This is a genomic window from Streptomyces canus (genome assembly GCF_001514145.1).
Classification (GTDB): domain Bacteria; phylum Actinomycetota; class Actinomycetes; order Streptomycetales; family Streptomycetaceae; genus Streptomyces; species Streptomyces canus.
Map to the genome: position 1 here is coordinate 376,252 of NZ_KQ948664.1, position 14,965 is coordinate 391,216.

At 70.1% G+C, this 14,965-nt stretch carries 14 protein-coding genes; 9 read left to right on the forward strand and 5 right to left on the reverse strand.

From position 1 onward, the window contains the following. Positions 1-188: 188 nt before the first annotated feature. Positions 189-695 carry a hypothetical protein gene (locus AQJ46_RS28765; RefSeq protein ID WP_208616997.1) on the forward strand — a complete coding sequence of 169 codons (507 nt, stop codon included), beginning with the start codon at positions 189-191 and terminating at the stop codon, positions 693-695. A gap of 107 nt (positions 696-802) precedes the next feature. Here the strand turns inward: AQJ46_RS28765 and AQJ46_RS28770 are convergent, their stop codons facing one another. Together AQJ46_RS28770 and AQJ46_RS28775 are read right to left on the reverse strand one after the other, a co-directional pair. Continuing rightward, entirely contained in the window at positions 803-1,426 is a 624-nt protein-coding gene (locus AQJ46_RS28770; protein WP_059208320.1) for a hypothetical protein, read from the reverse strand. Between the two features lie 260 nt (positions 1,427-1,686). Continuing rightward, entirely contained in the window at positions 1,687-3,288 is a 1,602-nt protein-coding gene (locus tag AQJ46_RS28775) for an alpha/beta hydrolase (RefSeq protein WP_059208321.1), read from the reverse strand. A 257-nt stretch (positions 3,289-3,545) separates the two neighbouring features. Here AQJ46_RS28775 and AQJ46_RS28780 point away from each other — a divergent pair, with 257 nt between their 5' ends. The 4 genes from AQJ46_RS28780 to AQJ46_RS28795 all read left to right on the forward strand — a co-directional run bounded on the left by AQJ46_RS28780 (position 3,546) and on the right by AQJ46_RS28795 (position 8,598). Continuing rightward, positions 3,546-5,750: an MMPL family transporter gene (locus tag AQJ46_RS28780; RefSeq protein ID WP_079072454.1), complete on the forward strand. Its 2,205-nt coding sequence runs from the start codon at positions 3,546-3,548 to the stop codon at positions 5,748-5,750. Positions 5,751-5,847: 97 nt separating this feature from the next. Beyond that, positions 5,848-7,077, forward strand: coding sequence for a sensor histidine kinase (locus AQJ46_RS28785; RefSeq protein ID WP_059208323.1), 1,230 nt, complete (start codon positions 5,848-5,850; stop codon positions 7,075-7,077). A gap of 66 nt (positions 7,078-7,143) precedes the next feature. After that, entirely contained in the window at positions 7,144-7,947 is an 804-nt protein-coding gene (locus AQJ46_RS28790; RefSeq protein WP_079072455.1) for an inositol monophosphatase family protein, read from the forward strand. Positions 7,948-8,067: 120 nt separating this feature from the next. Further along, positions 8,068-8,598: a TerD family protein gene (locus AQJ46_RS28795; protein WP_059208325.1), complete on the forward strand. Its 531-nt coding sequence runs from the start codon at positions 8,068-8,070 to the stop codon at positions 8,596-8,598. Positions 8,599-8,634: 36 nt separating this feature from the next. Here AQJ46_RS28795 and AQJ46_RS28800 read toward each other — a convergent pair whose 3' ends face one another. Beyond that, positions 8,635-9,963, reverse strand: a complete 1,329-nt coding sequence (locus AQJ46_RS28800; protein WP_059208326.1) for a COG1361 family protein — start codon at positions 9,961-9,963, stop codon at positions 8,635-8,637. Between the two features lie 231 nt (positions 9,964-10,194). Between AQJ46_RS28800 and AQJ46_RS28805 the strand changes: the two genes are divergently transcribed. Together AQJ46_RS28805 and AQJ46_RS28810 are read left to right on the forward strand one after the other, a co-directional pair. Beyond that, positions 10,195-10,416 carry a hypothetical protein gene (locus AQJ46_RS28805; RefSeq protein ID WP_037706913.1) on the forward strand — a complete coding sequence of 74 codons (222 nt, stop codon included), beginning with the start codon at positions 10,195-10,197 and terminating at the stop codon, positions 10,414-10,416. Between the two features lie 382 nt (positions 10,417-10,798). Then, on the forward strand, positions 10,799-12,034 hold the full coding sequence (locus AQJ46_RS28810) for an acyltransferase family protein (protein ID WP_059208327.1): 1,236 nt from the start codon (positions 10,799-10,801) through the stop codon (positions 12,032-12,034). A 92-nt stretch (positions 12,035-12,126) separates the two neighbouring features. Here the strand turns inward: AQJ46_RS28810 and tnpA are convergent, their stop codons facing one another. Beyond that, positions 12,127-12,555: an IS200/IS605 family transposase gene (gene tnpA / locus AQJ46_RS28815; RefSeq protein ID WP_079072456.1), complete on the reverse strand. Its 429-nt coding sequence runs from the start codon at positions 12,553-12,555 to the stop codon at positions 12,127-12,129. Positions 12,556-12,659: 104 nt separating this feature from the next. Here tnpA and AQJ46_RS28820 point away from each other — a divergent pair, with 104 nt between their 5' ends. Further along, the gene (locus AQJ46_RS28820) at positions 12,660-13,901 is read left to right on the forward strand and encodes an RNA-guided endonuclease InsQ/TnpB family protein (RefSeq protein ID WP_107117348.1); all 1,242 of its coding nucleotides are present in this window, start codon (positions 12,660-12,662) and stop codon (positions 13,899-13,901) included. A 47-nt stretch (positions 13,902-13,948) separates the two neighbouring features. Next, positions 13,949-14,182, forward strand: a complete 234-nt coding sequence (locus AQJ46_RS28825) for a hypothetical protein (RefSeq protein WP_059208330.1) — start codon at positions 13,949-13,951, stop codon at positions 14,180-14,182. Positions 14,183-14,210: 28 nt separating this feature from the next. On the opposite strand, the gene AQJ46_RS28830 is transcribed toward AQJ46_RS28825, so the two are convergent. Further along, a complete protein-coding gene (locus AQJ46_RS28830) occupies positions 14,211-14,900 on the reverse strand; it encodes a DUF4232 domain-containing protein (RefSeq protein ID WP_059208331.1) in 690 nt (229 codons plus the stop codon). Positions 14,901-14,965: the final 65 nt, after the last annotated feature.

Below are 14,965 nucleotides of genomic sequence, written 5' to 3' on the forward strand. Positions count from 1 at the left end.
AACGAAGTTCCCCCAGGCCGGTGCCGCGGAAGCTATCAGTCCGCCATGACGGCAACGGGAGTTCGAGGTCGGCTACCGGGCGGTATCCACGGAATATCCACGAGATCCGGGCAACGTATTACTCCTTGTTGAGGTCTCATCTACGGGTAATCCCCGAAACCCCCCACACATCACGAGGAACAGTGAACGTGTCGAAGAGCACCAGACGTCTCAAGATCGCATTCGTTTCCGTCGCCGTGGCACTCGCCGGTCTGGCAGCCGCCGGTCCCGCCGCCGCGGCCGCTCCCGCCAAGCCTGCCGCGGCCACCGCGCAGGCCCAGCAGACCGCCGTGCCCGTCGACTTCGTGGACCTGCCCACCACGGCCCTCCTGGCCGACGGTCAGCGGCACGAGGTCACCGTCACCTACCGCAACGACACCGCGGCGGACCTCACCGTCGCCCCGCAGCTCCTGGTCGAGTCGCCGGACGCGGGCCCGTTCCTCGCCCCGTCGGACCTCGTGGTCGAGCAGCGCACCGCGCACGGCTGCTGGCGGACCGTCCCGACCGCGAGCCAGACCGGCACCCTCTTCACCGACCTGACGAACGCCCGGCGCACCCTGCACCCGGGCCAGACCCTCAAGCAGGTCTACGGGGTCACTGTCACGAACCCCGAGGCCCGGGGGACCGTTCAGCCGAGGGTCGCGCTCTACGGCTGATCCCGGCGACGGCACCCTGACCAGATGGTCGGAAGGGGTGCCCCTCCTCGAGGGGCACCCCTTCCGCGTATGAGCTGTCACGCCGCTGCTCGTTGCGAGCCAACGGATCACACAAGCGCACCGTCGGTGATCTGCGTGGCTATGCCGTTCTTGAGGACGACCTGGGCCTCGACGCCCTTCTTGGCGGCCTTCTCCAGGTCGGCCTCCTCGCACGGGGCGTCCACCTTCGAGCCTTCGACGCCGCAGATCTGGCCCCCGCCCAGGATCACGGTGTCCTCTGCGGTGAAGAACTCCTGCTGCGCACCGCCGGAGCCCTTGGCCGCGGGACCGTCGACCAGGTACTTGCCGGGTGCCACGTACCGCACGATGCCGTACCAGGTGCCGCTGACGCCCTTGCCCTTGTTGAGGCCCTCCACGACGGTCTCGCCGGAGCCGGACGTGCTGCCGGAGCCTGATGTGCCGCTGCCGCCGGACGTGCCGCCGGAACCGGATGTGCTGGAGCCGCCGGACGTGCCGCTGCCGCCGGACGTGCCCCCGGAACCCGAGGGGGAGGGGGTCGCGGAGGTGTCGCTGCCCCCCGTGGTGCCGGACGTGCTCGTCGCCGTGGGCGTGGCGGAGGTGCTGGACGAGCTGTCGGCGGTGTCGTCGCCCGGGTTGCACGCCGTCATCAACAGGGTGCCGCCCAGCAGTGCGGCGGAGACGAGGAATGCCTTGCGGCGGTTGCGGATCATGGGGCAATTCCCTTGGGTGTTCGAGGTGTTGGGGGCTGAAGCCGGACGGGTTCCTCAGCGCGTTCTTGATCACTATGAGGGGCCCGGGATCCGAACGGTTGCCTCGTCCTTGATCCAGGACGACACCGTCACAGGCCCGTGACATGAACAGCTAAAGGCGACGGAACCGAGGTTGCTGCTCCTCATCACGCACCCCCACCTCCAACGCCGAAAGGCCCAGGCCACTCCCGTGACCTGGGCCTTCCATGACGCCGTACCGCCTAGTGCAGCGAGCCGATGCGGTCGACCCGCTCGTTGACGCCGTTGCGGAGTTCGCTCAGCGTCGTCCCCGGCGGAGCCACCGTAGGCTCGGAGGACGGCGGCTGGGTCTCGTCCGCGCAACTCGCGCCGCGGGCCGGGACCTTCAGGTCCACCAGGTAGCTGGTGATCGCGTCCGACGCGCAGGCGCTGCGGCCGAAGGCGGTGTGTCCCTCGGCCCTGAAGGTGAGCAGGCGGCCGTTGTCGAGCTCACGGGACAGGGCCACCGCGTCCTGATACGGGGTGTCCGGGTCACCTGTGTTGCCGATGACGAGGATCGGTGCGGAGCCCTTCGCGCGGAACGAGCCGTCGTAGCGGCTGGTGTGCTCGCCCTTCCACTGGACGCACGCGGTGGCGTGCTGGTGGTCGTAGGTCGGCGGACCGTAGGCCATGGCGGGACCCAGCAGCGGGGCCAGCCTGGCGTTGGTCGTGACCTCGCGCTTCAGCAGGGCCCGGTCGGTCGGGTACTTCTTGTCGACGCACTCGACGACGACGTTCGGGTTGAGGAAGTCGAAGCTGGCCGGGGACGGCGGCCGCAGCAGGAACGACGTGTTGTCGCGCTGCTGCGCCTTGCGCAGGGCCTCGCCGAAGGAGGGCCAGATGACCTTGCCCTCGTTGATGTTGAACATCAGCCGGTAGACGAGCGTGTAGCCGTTGGCCTGGCCCCCGTTGGCGGTGGGCACCGGGTTGGCGTCCAGGTGCGCCTTGAGCTTCTGGAACGCGGCCCGCGGATCACCGTCGCCGAAACCGCAGGTCGCCTGGTCGGCCTTGCACCAGTCCAGGAAGCGGCCCATCGCGCCGTCCAGGGCGAGGTACTGCGGCCGGTCGTAGGCGTAGGGCCGGCTGGTGTAGTGCTCCGGGTCGTACGCCCCGTCGAGCGCGAGCGCGCGGACCCGGTCCGGGAACATCGCGGCGTAGACCGTACCGATGTAGGAGCCGAACGAGCGGCCGTAGTAGGTGAGTTGGTCCTCACCGAGCGCCTGCCGCAGGAGGTCGATGTCCCGGGCCACGTACTGGGTGCCGACGTACGGCAGCAGGACGCCGGCGTTGTCCTGGCAGGCCTGGTCGAAGTCGGCGGCCTGCTGGACGGCGGGCTTGTAGGCGCCGGGGCCCGGGACGCCCTTGGCGGCGGTGACCGCCTTCGTGTACGTCGCGTCGTCCCAGCACACCACCTGGGAGCTGCGGCCCACCCCGCGCACGTCGTACCCGAAGACGTCGAAGTCGTCGCGCAGCGCGGCCGGCAGGTCGTCGTAGTTGCCGCGCACGAAGTCCACGCCGGAATTGCCGGGGCCGCCGGGCTGCAGGAACAGTGTGCCCTTGCGCTTCGAGGGGTCGGCGGCCTTCTTGCGTATGACGGCCAGGGTGATGGTCCTGCCCTGCGGTTCCCGGTAGTCCAGGGGCACTTGGGCGTCGGCGCACTCGAAACCGCCCTGGCAGTCCGACCAGGTCAGGGTCGGTACCGGGGCGGTCTCGTGCTGCTCGGAGGCCCACGCCTGCGGCCCGGTGCAGGCCACGGCGAGCGCGCTCGCCGCGGCTCCGGCGAGTCTGAGTCGTCTGAACTTCACTGTGTTCGTTCCCCCTTGGGCTGGTCAAGCCTCAAAGAACTGGTGGTCTCACAGGGAACACACAGAGGAACACACGTTCCGGTTCCCGCCGGGCCGTGAGGGAACGGAAAAGGCGGTAGTCCCGGAGGTGGACGCGGGGACCGCCGCGTACTGCGTTCTCAGTAGCGGGGATTGTCGGCAGGCGCACGACGACTCGGCGCCTCTCGTCCGGACAGTCTGGGTGGACCGTCCGGCACCAGATGTGGAGATTCCCCGCCGTGGCTACTTTCCTTTATCGCGTGGGCCGCCTGGCCTTCCGGCGACGCTGGTACGTCGCCCTGGTCTGGGCGGCCGTCCTGGCGGCCGTCGGGCTGGGAGCCCTGAAGGCGCCCGGCGCCGCCGACGAGGGGTTCTCGATGCCGGGCATCGAGTCCCAGAAGGCGTTCGACCTGATGGAAGAGCGCTTCCCGGGGGCCACGGCCGACGGCGCGACCGCGAGGGTCGTCTTCGTCGCGCCGAACGGCCAGAAGGTCACCGCCGCCGACCACAAGAAGGCCGTCGAGGACACCGTCGCGGGCCTGGCCGACGGCTCGCAGGTCGCGAGCGCCGTGAACCCGTTCCAGGCGAAGGCCGTGAGCAAGGACGGTACGACGGCGTACGCGACCGTCACCTACAAGGTCGCCGCCGACGACCTCACCGACGCCAGCAAGGAGCAGCTGGAGCACGCCCTCCAGGAGGCCCGGGACACCGGGCTGACCGTCGACGCGGGCGGCTCCGCCATGGCCGACGGCGGTGGCGCGGGCGGTACGGCCGAGCTGATCGGTGTCGCGATCGCCGCGGTCGTCCTCCTCGTCACCTTCGGCTCACTGGCCGCGGCCGGACTGCCCCTGCTGACCGCGCTCATCGGCGTCGGCGTCAGCATGGCCACGATCCTCGCCCTCTCCGACGCCCTCGGCCTGTCGACCACCACCGGCACCCTCGCGATGATGCTGGGGCTCGCCGTCGGTATCGACTACGCCCTGTTCGTCGTCTCCCGGTACCGGGAGGAACGCGCCAATGGCAGGGCACCCCAGGAGGCGACGGCCCTCGCGGTCGGTACGGCCGGTTCCGCGGTCGTCTTCGCGGGTCTCACCGTCGTCATCGCCCTCGCCGGGCTCGCGGTGGTCGGCATCCCGATGCTCACCAAGATGGGCCTGGCCGCGGCGGGCGCGGTCGTCGTCGCCGTACTCATCGCGCTGACCCTGGTCCCGGCGTTCCTCGGCTTCTGGCCGAACGCGGTGCTGCGCCGCAAGGACCGCGGGCCGCGCCGTACCGAAGAAGAGGCCAAGGACAACGGCGGCACCCGCTGGGCCCGGTTCGTCCTGCGCCGCCCGCTGCCCGTGCTGATCCTCGGTGTGGTCGGCCTCGGCGCCCTCGCCCTGCCGATGACCTCCCTCCAGCTGGGCATGCCCGGCGACGAGGCCAAGCCGACGTCCACCACCGAGCGCCGGGCCTACGACGCGCTCGCCGAGGGCTTCGGGCCGGGCTTCAACGGTCCGCTGACCGTCGTGGTGGACGCGAAGGGCGACGACGACGCGAAGGCGGCCGCGGCGGCGATCTCGAAGGACATCGGTGCGACGAAGGGGATCGTGTCGGTCTCCCCGGCCCGCTTCAACGAGGCCGGCGACACCGCCGTCTTCTCGGTCGTGCCGTCCACCGCGCCGACCGACGAGAAGACCAAGGACCTCGTCACGGCCATCCGCGGCGAGCGCCCCGGCATCGAGTCCGAGACCGGCGCGACCTACGAGGTCACCGGCACCACAGCGCTGAACATCGACATCTCCGAGAAGGTGCAGAGCGCGCTCGTGCCGTATCTGATCGTCGTGGTGGGCCTCGCGATCGTGCTGCTGCTGGTGGTCTTCCGGTCCCTGCTCGTCCCGCTGAAGGCGGCTCTCGGCTTCCTGCTCTCCGTCCTGGCCTCCCTCGGCGCGGTCGTCGTGGTCTTCCAGGAGGGGCACGGCGCCGGACTGCTGGGCGTGGAGACCACCGGCCCGATCATGAGCCTGATGCCGATCTTCCTGGTGGGCATCGTCTTCGGCCTGGCCATGGACTACGAGGTGTTCCTCCTCTCGCGGATGCGTGAGGCGTACGTCCACGGCGAGACGTCCCACCAGGCCGTCACCTCCGGATTCCGGCACAGCGCCAGGGTGGTCGTGGCCGCCGCACTGATCATGATCGCCGTCTTCGCCGGGTTCATCGGCGAGAGCGACTCCATGATCAAGATGATCGGCTTCGGCCTCGCCTCCGCCGTCCTGCTGGACGCCTTCGTGGTCCGGATGGCCATCGTGCCGGCCGTGCTCGCCCTCCTCGGCGACAGGGCCTGGTGGCTGCCGACGTGGCTGGACCGGATCCTGCCCCGGGTGGACGTGGAGGGCGAGGCGCTCACCAGAGGCGCCGACAGCCCCGAGACCGCCCCCGCCGAGCAGGAGGCCGCACGCGTCTGACCCGCACCCCCCACCAGGGGCCGCCCGTGTCGTCGTACGACGCGGGCGGCCCCGTTCCCTCACCATGGGTCCCTGAGCCCACCCACCGGAGAACCCGATGACCACCAGCCCGGAGCGGCGCTACACGGACCGCCTGGAGGAGTTCGCGGACCGCCATCCGTTCCTCGTCGACCTGGCGCTGATCGCGGTACTGATGGGCTCCGCGACCCTCGGAGCCTCGCTCACCCTGCCCAACGCGGAGACGCCGGGCGACGACAGAACCGCCGTCCTCCTCCTGGGGGTCTCCTGCCTCGCGCTGTTCCTGCACCGCAGCCACCCCCGCGTCACCGTCGTGGTGAACGCGGCCTGCGCCACCGTCGTGATCGCGCAGGGCTATCTGCTCACCCCCCTCCTCCTCGCCCCGGTCATGACGTCCCTGTACTTGCTGGCCACCCGCACCGAACGGGAGACCATCCGCTCCTACGGCATCGCCACCATGGCGGCGCTGACGATCGCGGCGGCCGTGTCCGACTCCATGGACCACCTGTCGCTGCTGCTCCGCACGATCGGCCCGTTCTTCTGGCTGCTGCTGCCGCTGGCGGCCGGCACCATGACCCGGCTGCGACGGGCCTACCTCGAGGCCACCCAGGCCCGCGCCGAGCACGCCGAACGCACCCGGGAGGAGGAGGCGCGGCTCCGGGTGACCGAGGAACGCATGCGGATCGCCCGGGAGTTGCACGACGTCGTCGCCCACCATCTGGCCCTCGCCAACGCCCAGGCCGGTACCGCCGAGCACCTCGCGCTGGTCAACCCGCCGCAGACCAAGCAGATCCTCCACGACCTCACCGGCACGACCTCGTCCGCGCTGCGTGAGCTGAAGGCCACGCTGGGCCTGCTGCGGCAGACCGGCGACGAGGGCTCCGCACCGCCGGAACCGGCCCCCGGCCTCGCGAGGCTGCCCGAACTGGTCTCCTCGTGCGCCTCCGCGGGCATCACCGTCACCGTCGCCACGGAAGGGGAGCCGCAGGCCCTGTCGCCGGGGGTGGACCTGACGGCCTTCCGGATCGTGCAGGAGGCGCTCACCAACGTCACCAAGCACGCGGCCACCCAGACCGCGCACGTCCGCTTCGTCTACTCCGGCACCCGCCTCCTCATCACGGTCACCGACGAGGGCCCGCCCACCGCGGCCGCTCCCGAGCCCGTGAAGGGGTTCGGCGTCATGGGCATGCGCGAACGCGCCCACTCCATCGGCGGTGAACTCCGGGCGGGGCCCCGGCCCGAGGGCGGCTTCGAGGTGAGTACGGCGTTGCCGTTGCGGCCTTCGGTGAGCGGGGAGGAGACGGCGTGAGGGTGGGGCAGGATCCATCCGGGGTTCACCGGGAGGTCGCCGGCCGCCGGGCCCCGTCCCCGTAGGGTGGCCGGCATGGCTGACGTGGATCTCGACAGGGCCCTGGAGGTCGCGGCGGAACTCGCGGCCCGGGCGTCGGAGGCGATCCGGCGCCCGCGTGACCCGGGGGCCGAGGTGCGGGAGAAGGACGGTCCCGCGGACATCGTGACCGCCACCGACGAGGCGGTGGAGACCCACACCCGCGAGGTGCTCGGGCGGGTCTTCCCCGACCACGGGATCGTCGGCGAGGAGTACGGCACGACGGAGGGCTCCGCCGGTGCCCCGCACTGGGTGATCGACCCGGTCGACGGCACCACCAACTACGCCCACGGACTGGGCTGGTGCTCCTTCTCGCTGGGCCTGGCCGCCCCCGACGGCACTCCGCTGCTCGGCGTGGTGGCGGACCCGTGGCGCGGCGAGACGTTCACCGCGGTCCGGGGCAGGGGGGCGTATCTGAACGGCACCCGGGTCCACGTGGCCACCCACACCACCCTGACCGGCCATGTCTTCCTCACCGAGTGGGCGGCGCACGCCCATTGGCCCGGTATGGACGTCCTGCTGGCCGAACTCGCCGACCGGCACTGCACGGTGCGCGTGATGGGCTCCACGGCCCTCTCCCTCGCGCAGGTCGCGGCGGGCCGGGCGACGGCGGCCGCGATCGGCTCCTTCCACGCGGTCGACGGACTCCCCGCGCTGCTGATCGCCCAGGAGGCGGGGGCGGTGGCACTGCCGGAACTGCCCTCTCACAACCAGCCGTTGCTGCTCGTGGCGCCCGGCGCCGCCGAGGAGACGACCGACCTCTGGCACCGGTCGGGGGCGGCGGCCGGCTGACGGCTTCCTGGAGGAGATCTGACCAGGAGATAACCGTCAGTGAGGTATCAAGAGGCTGCTCGGAGCACATACTTCAGCATGCGGGAGGGTCCCGGCGGAACTCTGACGGGGAGCGGCTTGATGCGTGCCGACGGTGTGGGTCTGGGCAAGGTCCAGGTGCGGCTCAAGTGGGACCCGAGCGCCTACGGGGAACCGGCCCGGCATCTCGACATCGTCGCCGCGACCTACGCGGTCGACGCCCCGTACGGGCGGCCGGAGTACGTCGTGCACACCGAGAGCCGCTCGCCGGACGGCACCATCACCATGATCCGGCACAGCGAGACCGGCCTCGGCCTCGGGGTCGTCGAGGTGATGGAGCTGGAGTTCGAGCGCCTGTCGTCCGCCTACGGGCGGGTGGTGGTCGGCGTCGCCATCCACCAGACCGGCGGCCCCCGCACCTTCGGCGACCTCTCCCACGCCGGGGTGCTCGTCGTCGAGGGCTACCGCCGGCTGCTGGCCGACGACTTCGCGGGCGTCGCGGACGCCACGGCCGCGACCGTCGCGGAGTTCACCAGGGACGCGACCGGGGCGTGGCGCCTCAGGGAGCTGATCCGGGGGTTCGACAGCAACCCGACGGGATTCATGGCGGAGATGGGGAGCGTACGGGGATGAGGGGGGCCGGCCGCGGGCCCGCCCCCCTCACCGCCGTCAGGCGGACGGGTTGACGACCACCTTCGCCGAGTTGTTCCTGGTCTTCGGGTCGAAGGCGAAGGCCGCACTGCCGTCGTAGGGACGGACGACGACCCGGCCCTCGGCGTCGGGGACGACCTGGTCGACGCGCAGCCGGAACGGGAAGGCGACCTTCAGGTCGGGCTTGGTCCAGGTCGGCAGGGTGCAGACGTAGTGGGGGATCGCCGGGGCGTCGGCGGACGGCGAGGCACTGTGGCAGGTGCTGGGCACCGAGGTGGCGGTGGTGCCCGGCGGAAGGTAGTAGTCGATCGCGGGGACAGGGTCTCCCGAGGCGACGTCGGCGACCCAGGCGGGGCCGTGGTTGACGAAGCGGAAACCGGCGGCGACGGTGTCGCCCTGCGCACCGCTCACCTCGGTGCCGTGCACGGCGAAGTCGGCGGTGTTGTCGGCGTCGATGTGCCAGGCGCGGCCGTTGTCCGAGGTGTCGAGGTCGGTGACGTCACCGCCGGGCTCGACCTCGTAGTCGAACCGTTCGTACAGCGCGTGGCCGGTGACGGCGAGCCGCAGCGGCTCGGGCAGCTCCACGGTGGCGCCGGGCACGACATCGGTGTCGAAGGAGCAGGTCACGTACGTCATGGCCGGGTACTGGGTGTCGGCGTCGTCCGGGCCCGTGTAGGTGCACTGCGGGTAGCGGGTGGTGACGTCGAGGCCGTAGGTCGCCCACAGCTTCACACTGAAGCCGTGGGCGGTCTCGTTGCCGGTGTTGGTGACGGAGAACGGCACGGAGAGGTCGGTGCCGGGCGCGACGCCGGTGACGTCCTGCGGGGCGCTGACGCCGAGGTCGGGGCCGGAGCCAACAGTGACGAACGTCTCAGCGGAGTACTCCGGGGCGGTCAGAGTGCCGTCGGGACCGCCGGTGGCGGTGGCGGAGTACTCGATCGCGCCCTGCGCGCCCACGGCGGCGCCGGCCACGGCCCGCACCTTCAGCTGCACCTGCGGGCTGTAGCGGACCGGCACGTCACCGGTGTCGCACACGGCGACTGTACCGGCGTCGTCCGGTACGCAGTTGGCGGGCCAGGCGATCTCGGCGACCCCGGCGAGCCCGGAGGCGTCGACGGTCAGCCGCCCGTCGGTCACGGTGAAGTCGCTGTTGTAGTGCTGAAGCCCGAGCGCCATCGACCGGTACTGCGCCGCACCGCCGTCACCAGGCGCGACGACGGCCGTTTGCTCGTACGGCGCCTGGATCTCCAGCCCGTCGCTCTGCGCCGCGTCATCGGCGAACGCGACCCCACTCCCGAGCCCGGCGACGACCAGCGCCCCCACGACCCCGGTACGGACAAAACTCATGACATACCCCACATGGGACAAAAGGACCCCGGTGCGGTGATCCGGCACCGGGCGCGAGTTGGACGACGCGGCCGGAGCGGAAGTTGTAGGCGGGGACGGGTTCTTACCGACTTCTTGATCGGCTGGAGCGGAGGTCGCGACGCGCTCCACGGGTCCGTAGCCCGTCCGTGTTCGAATCGGGACCTGGACAGACGGAGCGGGCGGGGCCGCCGTAGGCGCATACTGAGGAGGATGACAAAGCCTGCTGCACCGAAGCGTCATTTGCCCACCAGTCCCTTCAAAGCCCCGGTCGCCCCCGCGCCGAAGCACTTCGCCGTCGGTGACCAGGTCACCCACGACATGTACGGCCTCGGCCGAGTGATCGGCGTCGAGGACGGAATCGCCGTGCTCGTGGATTTCGGCTCGTCGCAGATGCGGATCCTGAGTCCGTACTCCAAGATGACCAAGCTGTAGGAGAAAGGACCCTCTCTCATCGATCTGACCTCGCTGTTCTCCGCTCCGGAAGGGCAGCCCCAGCGCACCCCCGTGGCTCTGCCGCCTCCCACCACGAACCCGTTCCAGGCCCCGGACTTCGGGGAGGACGAGGACGAGGACTTTCCGCGACCCGAGGCGGCCTAGCTCGTTCTTCGGACGCGCTTGCGGGTCGGGCCGTCTCCCTGGCTCGCGCCGTACGCGCCGGCCAGGGGCCCGGGCCCCGTTGGTCGTCAAGCCTTTATTGTCATGAACACGTCATTAGTCCTCACAGCCCACGCCCAGAGAGGCATGCGAGCGTGATTTCCGGTTAGGCGCACCGGGATTACTCGATTCAGCGGGCAGGTGAGAAGAGATCTCTTTCATGGCGAAGGCACCGGACTCGACGGCCGTGGCGGAAAAGGAGCAGGAAGGAGCGGATACGGCGGTCGGCGTCCGCAGACCCCCAGCCCCGGTCGCACCCCGTGCGAGCCGGGGTTTTCCGTCCGCGGTGTCCCGCACCGGCCGGGTGAGCGGGCTGGACGGACTGCGCACCCTCGCGGTGGCGCTGGTCGTCGTCCACCACGTGGAGCCCGATGTGCTGCCGGGCGGCGCGGTCGCCGTGGACGTCTTCTTCACCATCAGCGGCTTCGTCATCACCCGCCTGCTGCTCGCCGAGTACGTCCGCCGCGGTGGCATCTCCCTCATGTCGTTCTACCGGCGCCGCTGGCTGCGACTCGTGCCCGCACTGCTGGCCGTGTGCGCGGTCTCCGTGCTGCTGGCGTCGACGACGTCCCTGTGGGGCTTCAGGGGCTCGCTCCCGGCCGCGGGCCTGTCGGCCGTCTTCCTCACCAACGTCGTACGGGCCATGGAGTCCGGCCCCTACTCCGACCTCACCAGCCCGCTCGCGCACACCTGGTCGCTGGGCGTGGAGGAGCAGTTCTACCTGCTGTGGCCGCTCGTTCTGCTCTTTGTCCTACGACGGTTTCGGGCCCGTACGGTCCTCCTGTGCACGGCGGCCCTGTGCATGCTGCCGCTGCTGTGGCGCTGCGTCCTGTGGAACCCGGATGCGGCCCACCGCATCTACAACGGCACCGACACCCGCGCCGACCAGCTGCTGGCCGGCGCTCTGGTCGCCGTGGCCCTGGCACGTCTGCGGTCCGACGACCCCCGTCTGACCCTGCTGCGCACCTGGTCCGGCCGCCTCGCGTGGCCGGCCCTCGCCCTGCTGGGACTGGTCGCCTGGCAGGTACCGGTCACGGAGGACCTCGGTGTCTGGACGGCCGTGTGGTACACGGTCGGCTTCCTCGCGGTGGCGGCCCTGTCCGCCACGCTGGTCACGGCGCTCGAACTACGCCCCGAGGCCCCCATGTCCCGCCTGCTGGCCCTGACCCCGCTGGCCTGGGTGGGCCGCAACCTGAGCTACGGCATCTATCTCTGGCACTACCCGGTCGTACGGCTCCTCGCCTCCCTCGGCGTGGAGGAGGGACGGCTGGCGGCGACCGTGGTGCTGACGCTGCTGATGGCACTGCTGTCGTACTACGCCATCGAGAAGCCGTTCCTGCGGAGGGCGCGGGTGGGGCGGGCACCGACGCCGGCGCCGGCGCCGGCGGTGACGTAGGGCACCGTTTCTACCTTTGATCTTGCGCAGTGCTCCCCCGTTCACGGGTGGGGTGAGGCCCATCTCGACACAGCTCTGACGCCTCAGTCAGGTCACGCGGGGTGCTGCTGGTTCTCGATGTACCGGCGTACGACAGTCAGTGGTGCCCCGCCGCAGCTTCCGGCGAAATACGAGCCGGACCAGAAGTGTCCGCCCCACAGGTATCGGCGGACATGCGCGTCGTACTCCTTGCGCAGGTACCGGGAGGAGACGCCCTTGAGGGAGTTGACCAGCCTGGAGAGCTGGACCTTGGGCGGGTAGTGCACCAGCAGGTGCACGTGGTCTTCTTCGCCGTCGAACTGCTTCAGTTCGGCCTCGAAGTCCTGGCAGACCTCGCGCATGATCTCCTCGCACCTGGTCAGCATCTCGTCCGTGAACGCCTTGCGCCGGTACTTGGTTACGAACACCAAGTGGACGTGAAGGTTGTAGACGACATGACGACCGGTGCGTACATCGGGATTTGGGTTCCAGCGTGGTGACATGAACCAAATGATAGAGTGACGGCGTGAGTACGGAACGTGTGCAGGAAAAGCGGCGGTTCGGGCATCGCGCCCGACTGGCGCTGACGCCCGCGCAGACCCGGCTCATCGACGACCAGGCGCACGCGGCTCGCACCCTGTGGAACTGCTTGCACGACTGGTGGACGATGCTGGCGAAGGAGAAGCGTTCCCTGGCTGCGGCCGATGACGCGATCCGCCAGGCCCGCAAGGAGATCGACTGGTTCGGTGCGCTGCCCGCCCAGGCCGCGCAGGCGGTGCTGAAGACGTACTTTCAGGCGTGGAAGAACTGCTGGGACGGCCGTGCCGGCGAACCGAACTTCAAGGCCCGCTTCCGCACGGTGATGTCGGTGGACATCCCGCAGGGCCGGGATCTGAACATCACCCGTGTGCATCGCCGTTGGGGCATGGTCAACATCCCCAGGATCGGCCGCGTCCGCTTCCGCTGGACCAAAGACCTGCCGGTCGGCAAGCGGGCGAACACCGAAAACCGTATTACCGGTGCCCGGCTGGTCAAGGATGCGCTCGGCTGGCACATCGCCTTCCGCGTCCAGACCCTGGAGCCCAAGCCCGAGCTCCACCAGGGACCGGAAGTCGGCATCGACGCCGGGGTGAACCTGCCTCTGGCTCTCTCGGACGGCAACCACCGCGACCACGGCCGACCGCCTCGCCTCCCCGGCGGGAAGGCCGACCGGGACAAGTGGCTGAACCCGGACGAGAAGGCCAAGTTGCTGCACCTGGAACGGCGCGCCGCCCAGCGTAAGCAGCACCGAGGGCGTGGGGAGAAGACATCTCGCCGCTTGCAGCACACCTACGACCAGATCAAGCAGCTCCGCGCAAGAGCCACGCGCCGCGCCGTTGACTGGCAGCACAAGACCACCACCGCCATCGCCAGGCATTACGGCACCGTCGTGGTCGAACAGCTCAACATCAAGGACATGGTCAAGTCCGCCCAGGGCACCATCGAGGAACCCGGGAAGAACGTCGCCCAGAAGTCCGGCCTGAACCGCTCCATCAGCCAGGAGGCATGGGGCCGCACCGTGACGATGCTGACATACAAGACCGCCCGCTGTGGCGGCGCCTTGCACCAGGTTCCCGCCCCCGGCACCTCCCTACGCTGCTCATCCTGTGGTTGCACCACGCCGGGCAGTCGGGAGGACCAGGCCACGTTCGTATGTAAGAACTCCGACTGCGGATGGTCCGGCAACGCCGACTGGAACGCAGCCCGCAACGTCCTGCACCAGTACTGGATGGGCCACGCGCTCATCCCGGCTGCCGGGAGGGCAGTCGTCAGGCGTCCCCGTGGCGTCAAGCCCGCCACCGCAAGGTAGGCAGGAATCTCCCCCGTTCACGAGGGAGAGCACTTCAAACTCGCGGGATGAACAACTCTGACTACTACCCATGCACCCACTGTGGCACCGTCGGTCTGGTGGACGGTTTCATCGAGGACACCGGCGGGCACTCGCGCGGATACGCGCGTTGGATCGAGGGTGCGTTGGAGCGGGGCATCTTCGGGGGCGCCAAGCGGATGGGGCGCCCCCGGCGGCAGATAGTGGCGTTCCGCTGCCCCAGGTGCGGACACCTCGAACTGTTCGCCACGGCCGAGGTGTAGCCGGTCCTTGTGAGGTGTTCGAGTTGCTTCAGCTGAAGGGGACGGCGTCCGCGGGGTCGGTGTGCCAGTTGGTGACGACCGGCTCGTCGACGGTGATGGTGCCGACCGGCAGGGACACCGGGTCGAAGTCGTCGTCACCGATGCCGACGATGATGCTGTCCAACTCCTTGCCGCCGTCGGTGCCGGTGGTCTTCGGATTCACCCCGGCGTAGGCGGCGGTGCTCCCGCTCAGCTTGATCTGCTCGCCGACGGACTGCTCCGCGGGACCCGCCTGGGTCCCGTCGGATCCGAACGCCACGGTCGGCAGCGCGGCGGGCAGGTAACAGGTGATCCCCGCCTTCGCCTTCGCGACGACCAGGATGTAACCGCCGGCCTGGCTCTCGGACCTGGTGCTCCAGGAGATGTCGTTGGCCCCACAGCCCTGCTCGACGGGCTCGCGCTTGCCGCCCCCGGTGTCGACGCCGGAGCCGGCTCCGTCCTCGGAGCCCTTGCCGGTGCCGGTGCCGGTGCCGGTGCTCGTGTCGTTGTTCGTCGCGTCGGAGCTCTGGCCGCCGCCCCCGGTCGACGAGCCGGACGGGGTGGCCGCATTGGCGACCGGGCTGCTGGACGAAGAGCCCTGCGCGGCGCCCGCATCCGCGTTCTGGCACGCCGTCATCATCATGGCTCCACCTATGACAGCGGCGGACACGAGGAAGGCCTTGCGACGGTTGCCGGACATGAAATCCCCCTGGAAATCGGTTGGTTGAAGCCGAAGCGGTTGCGGCTTCTCGGTGCTGCTCGATC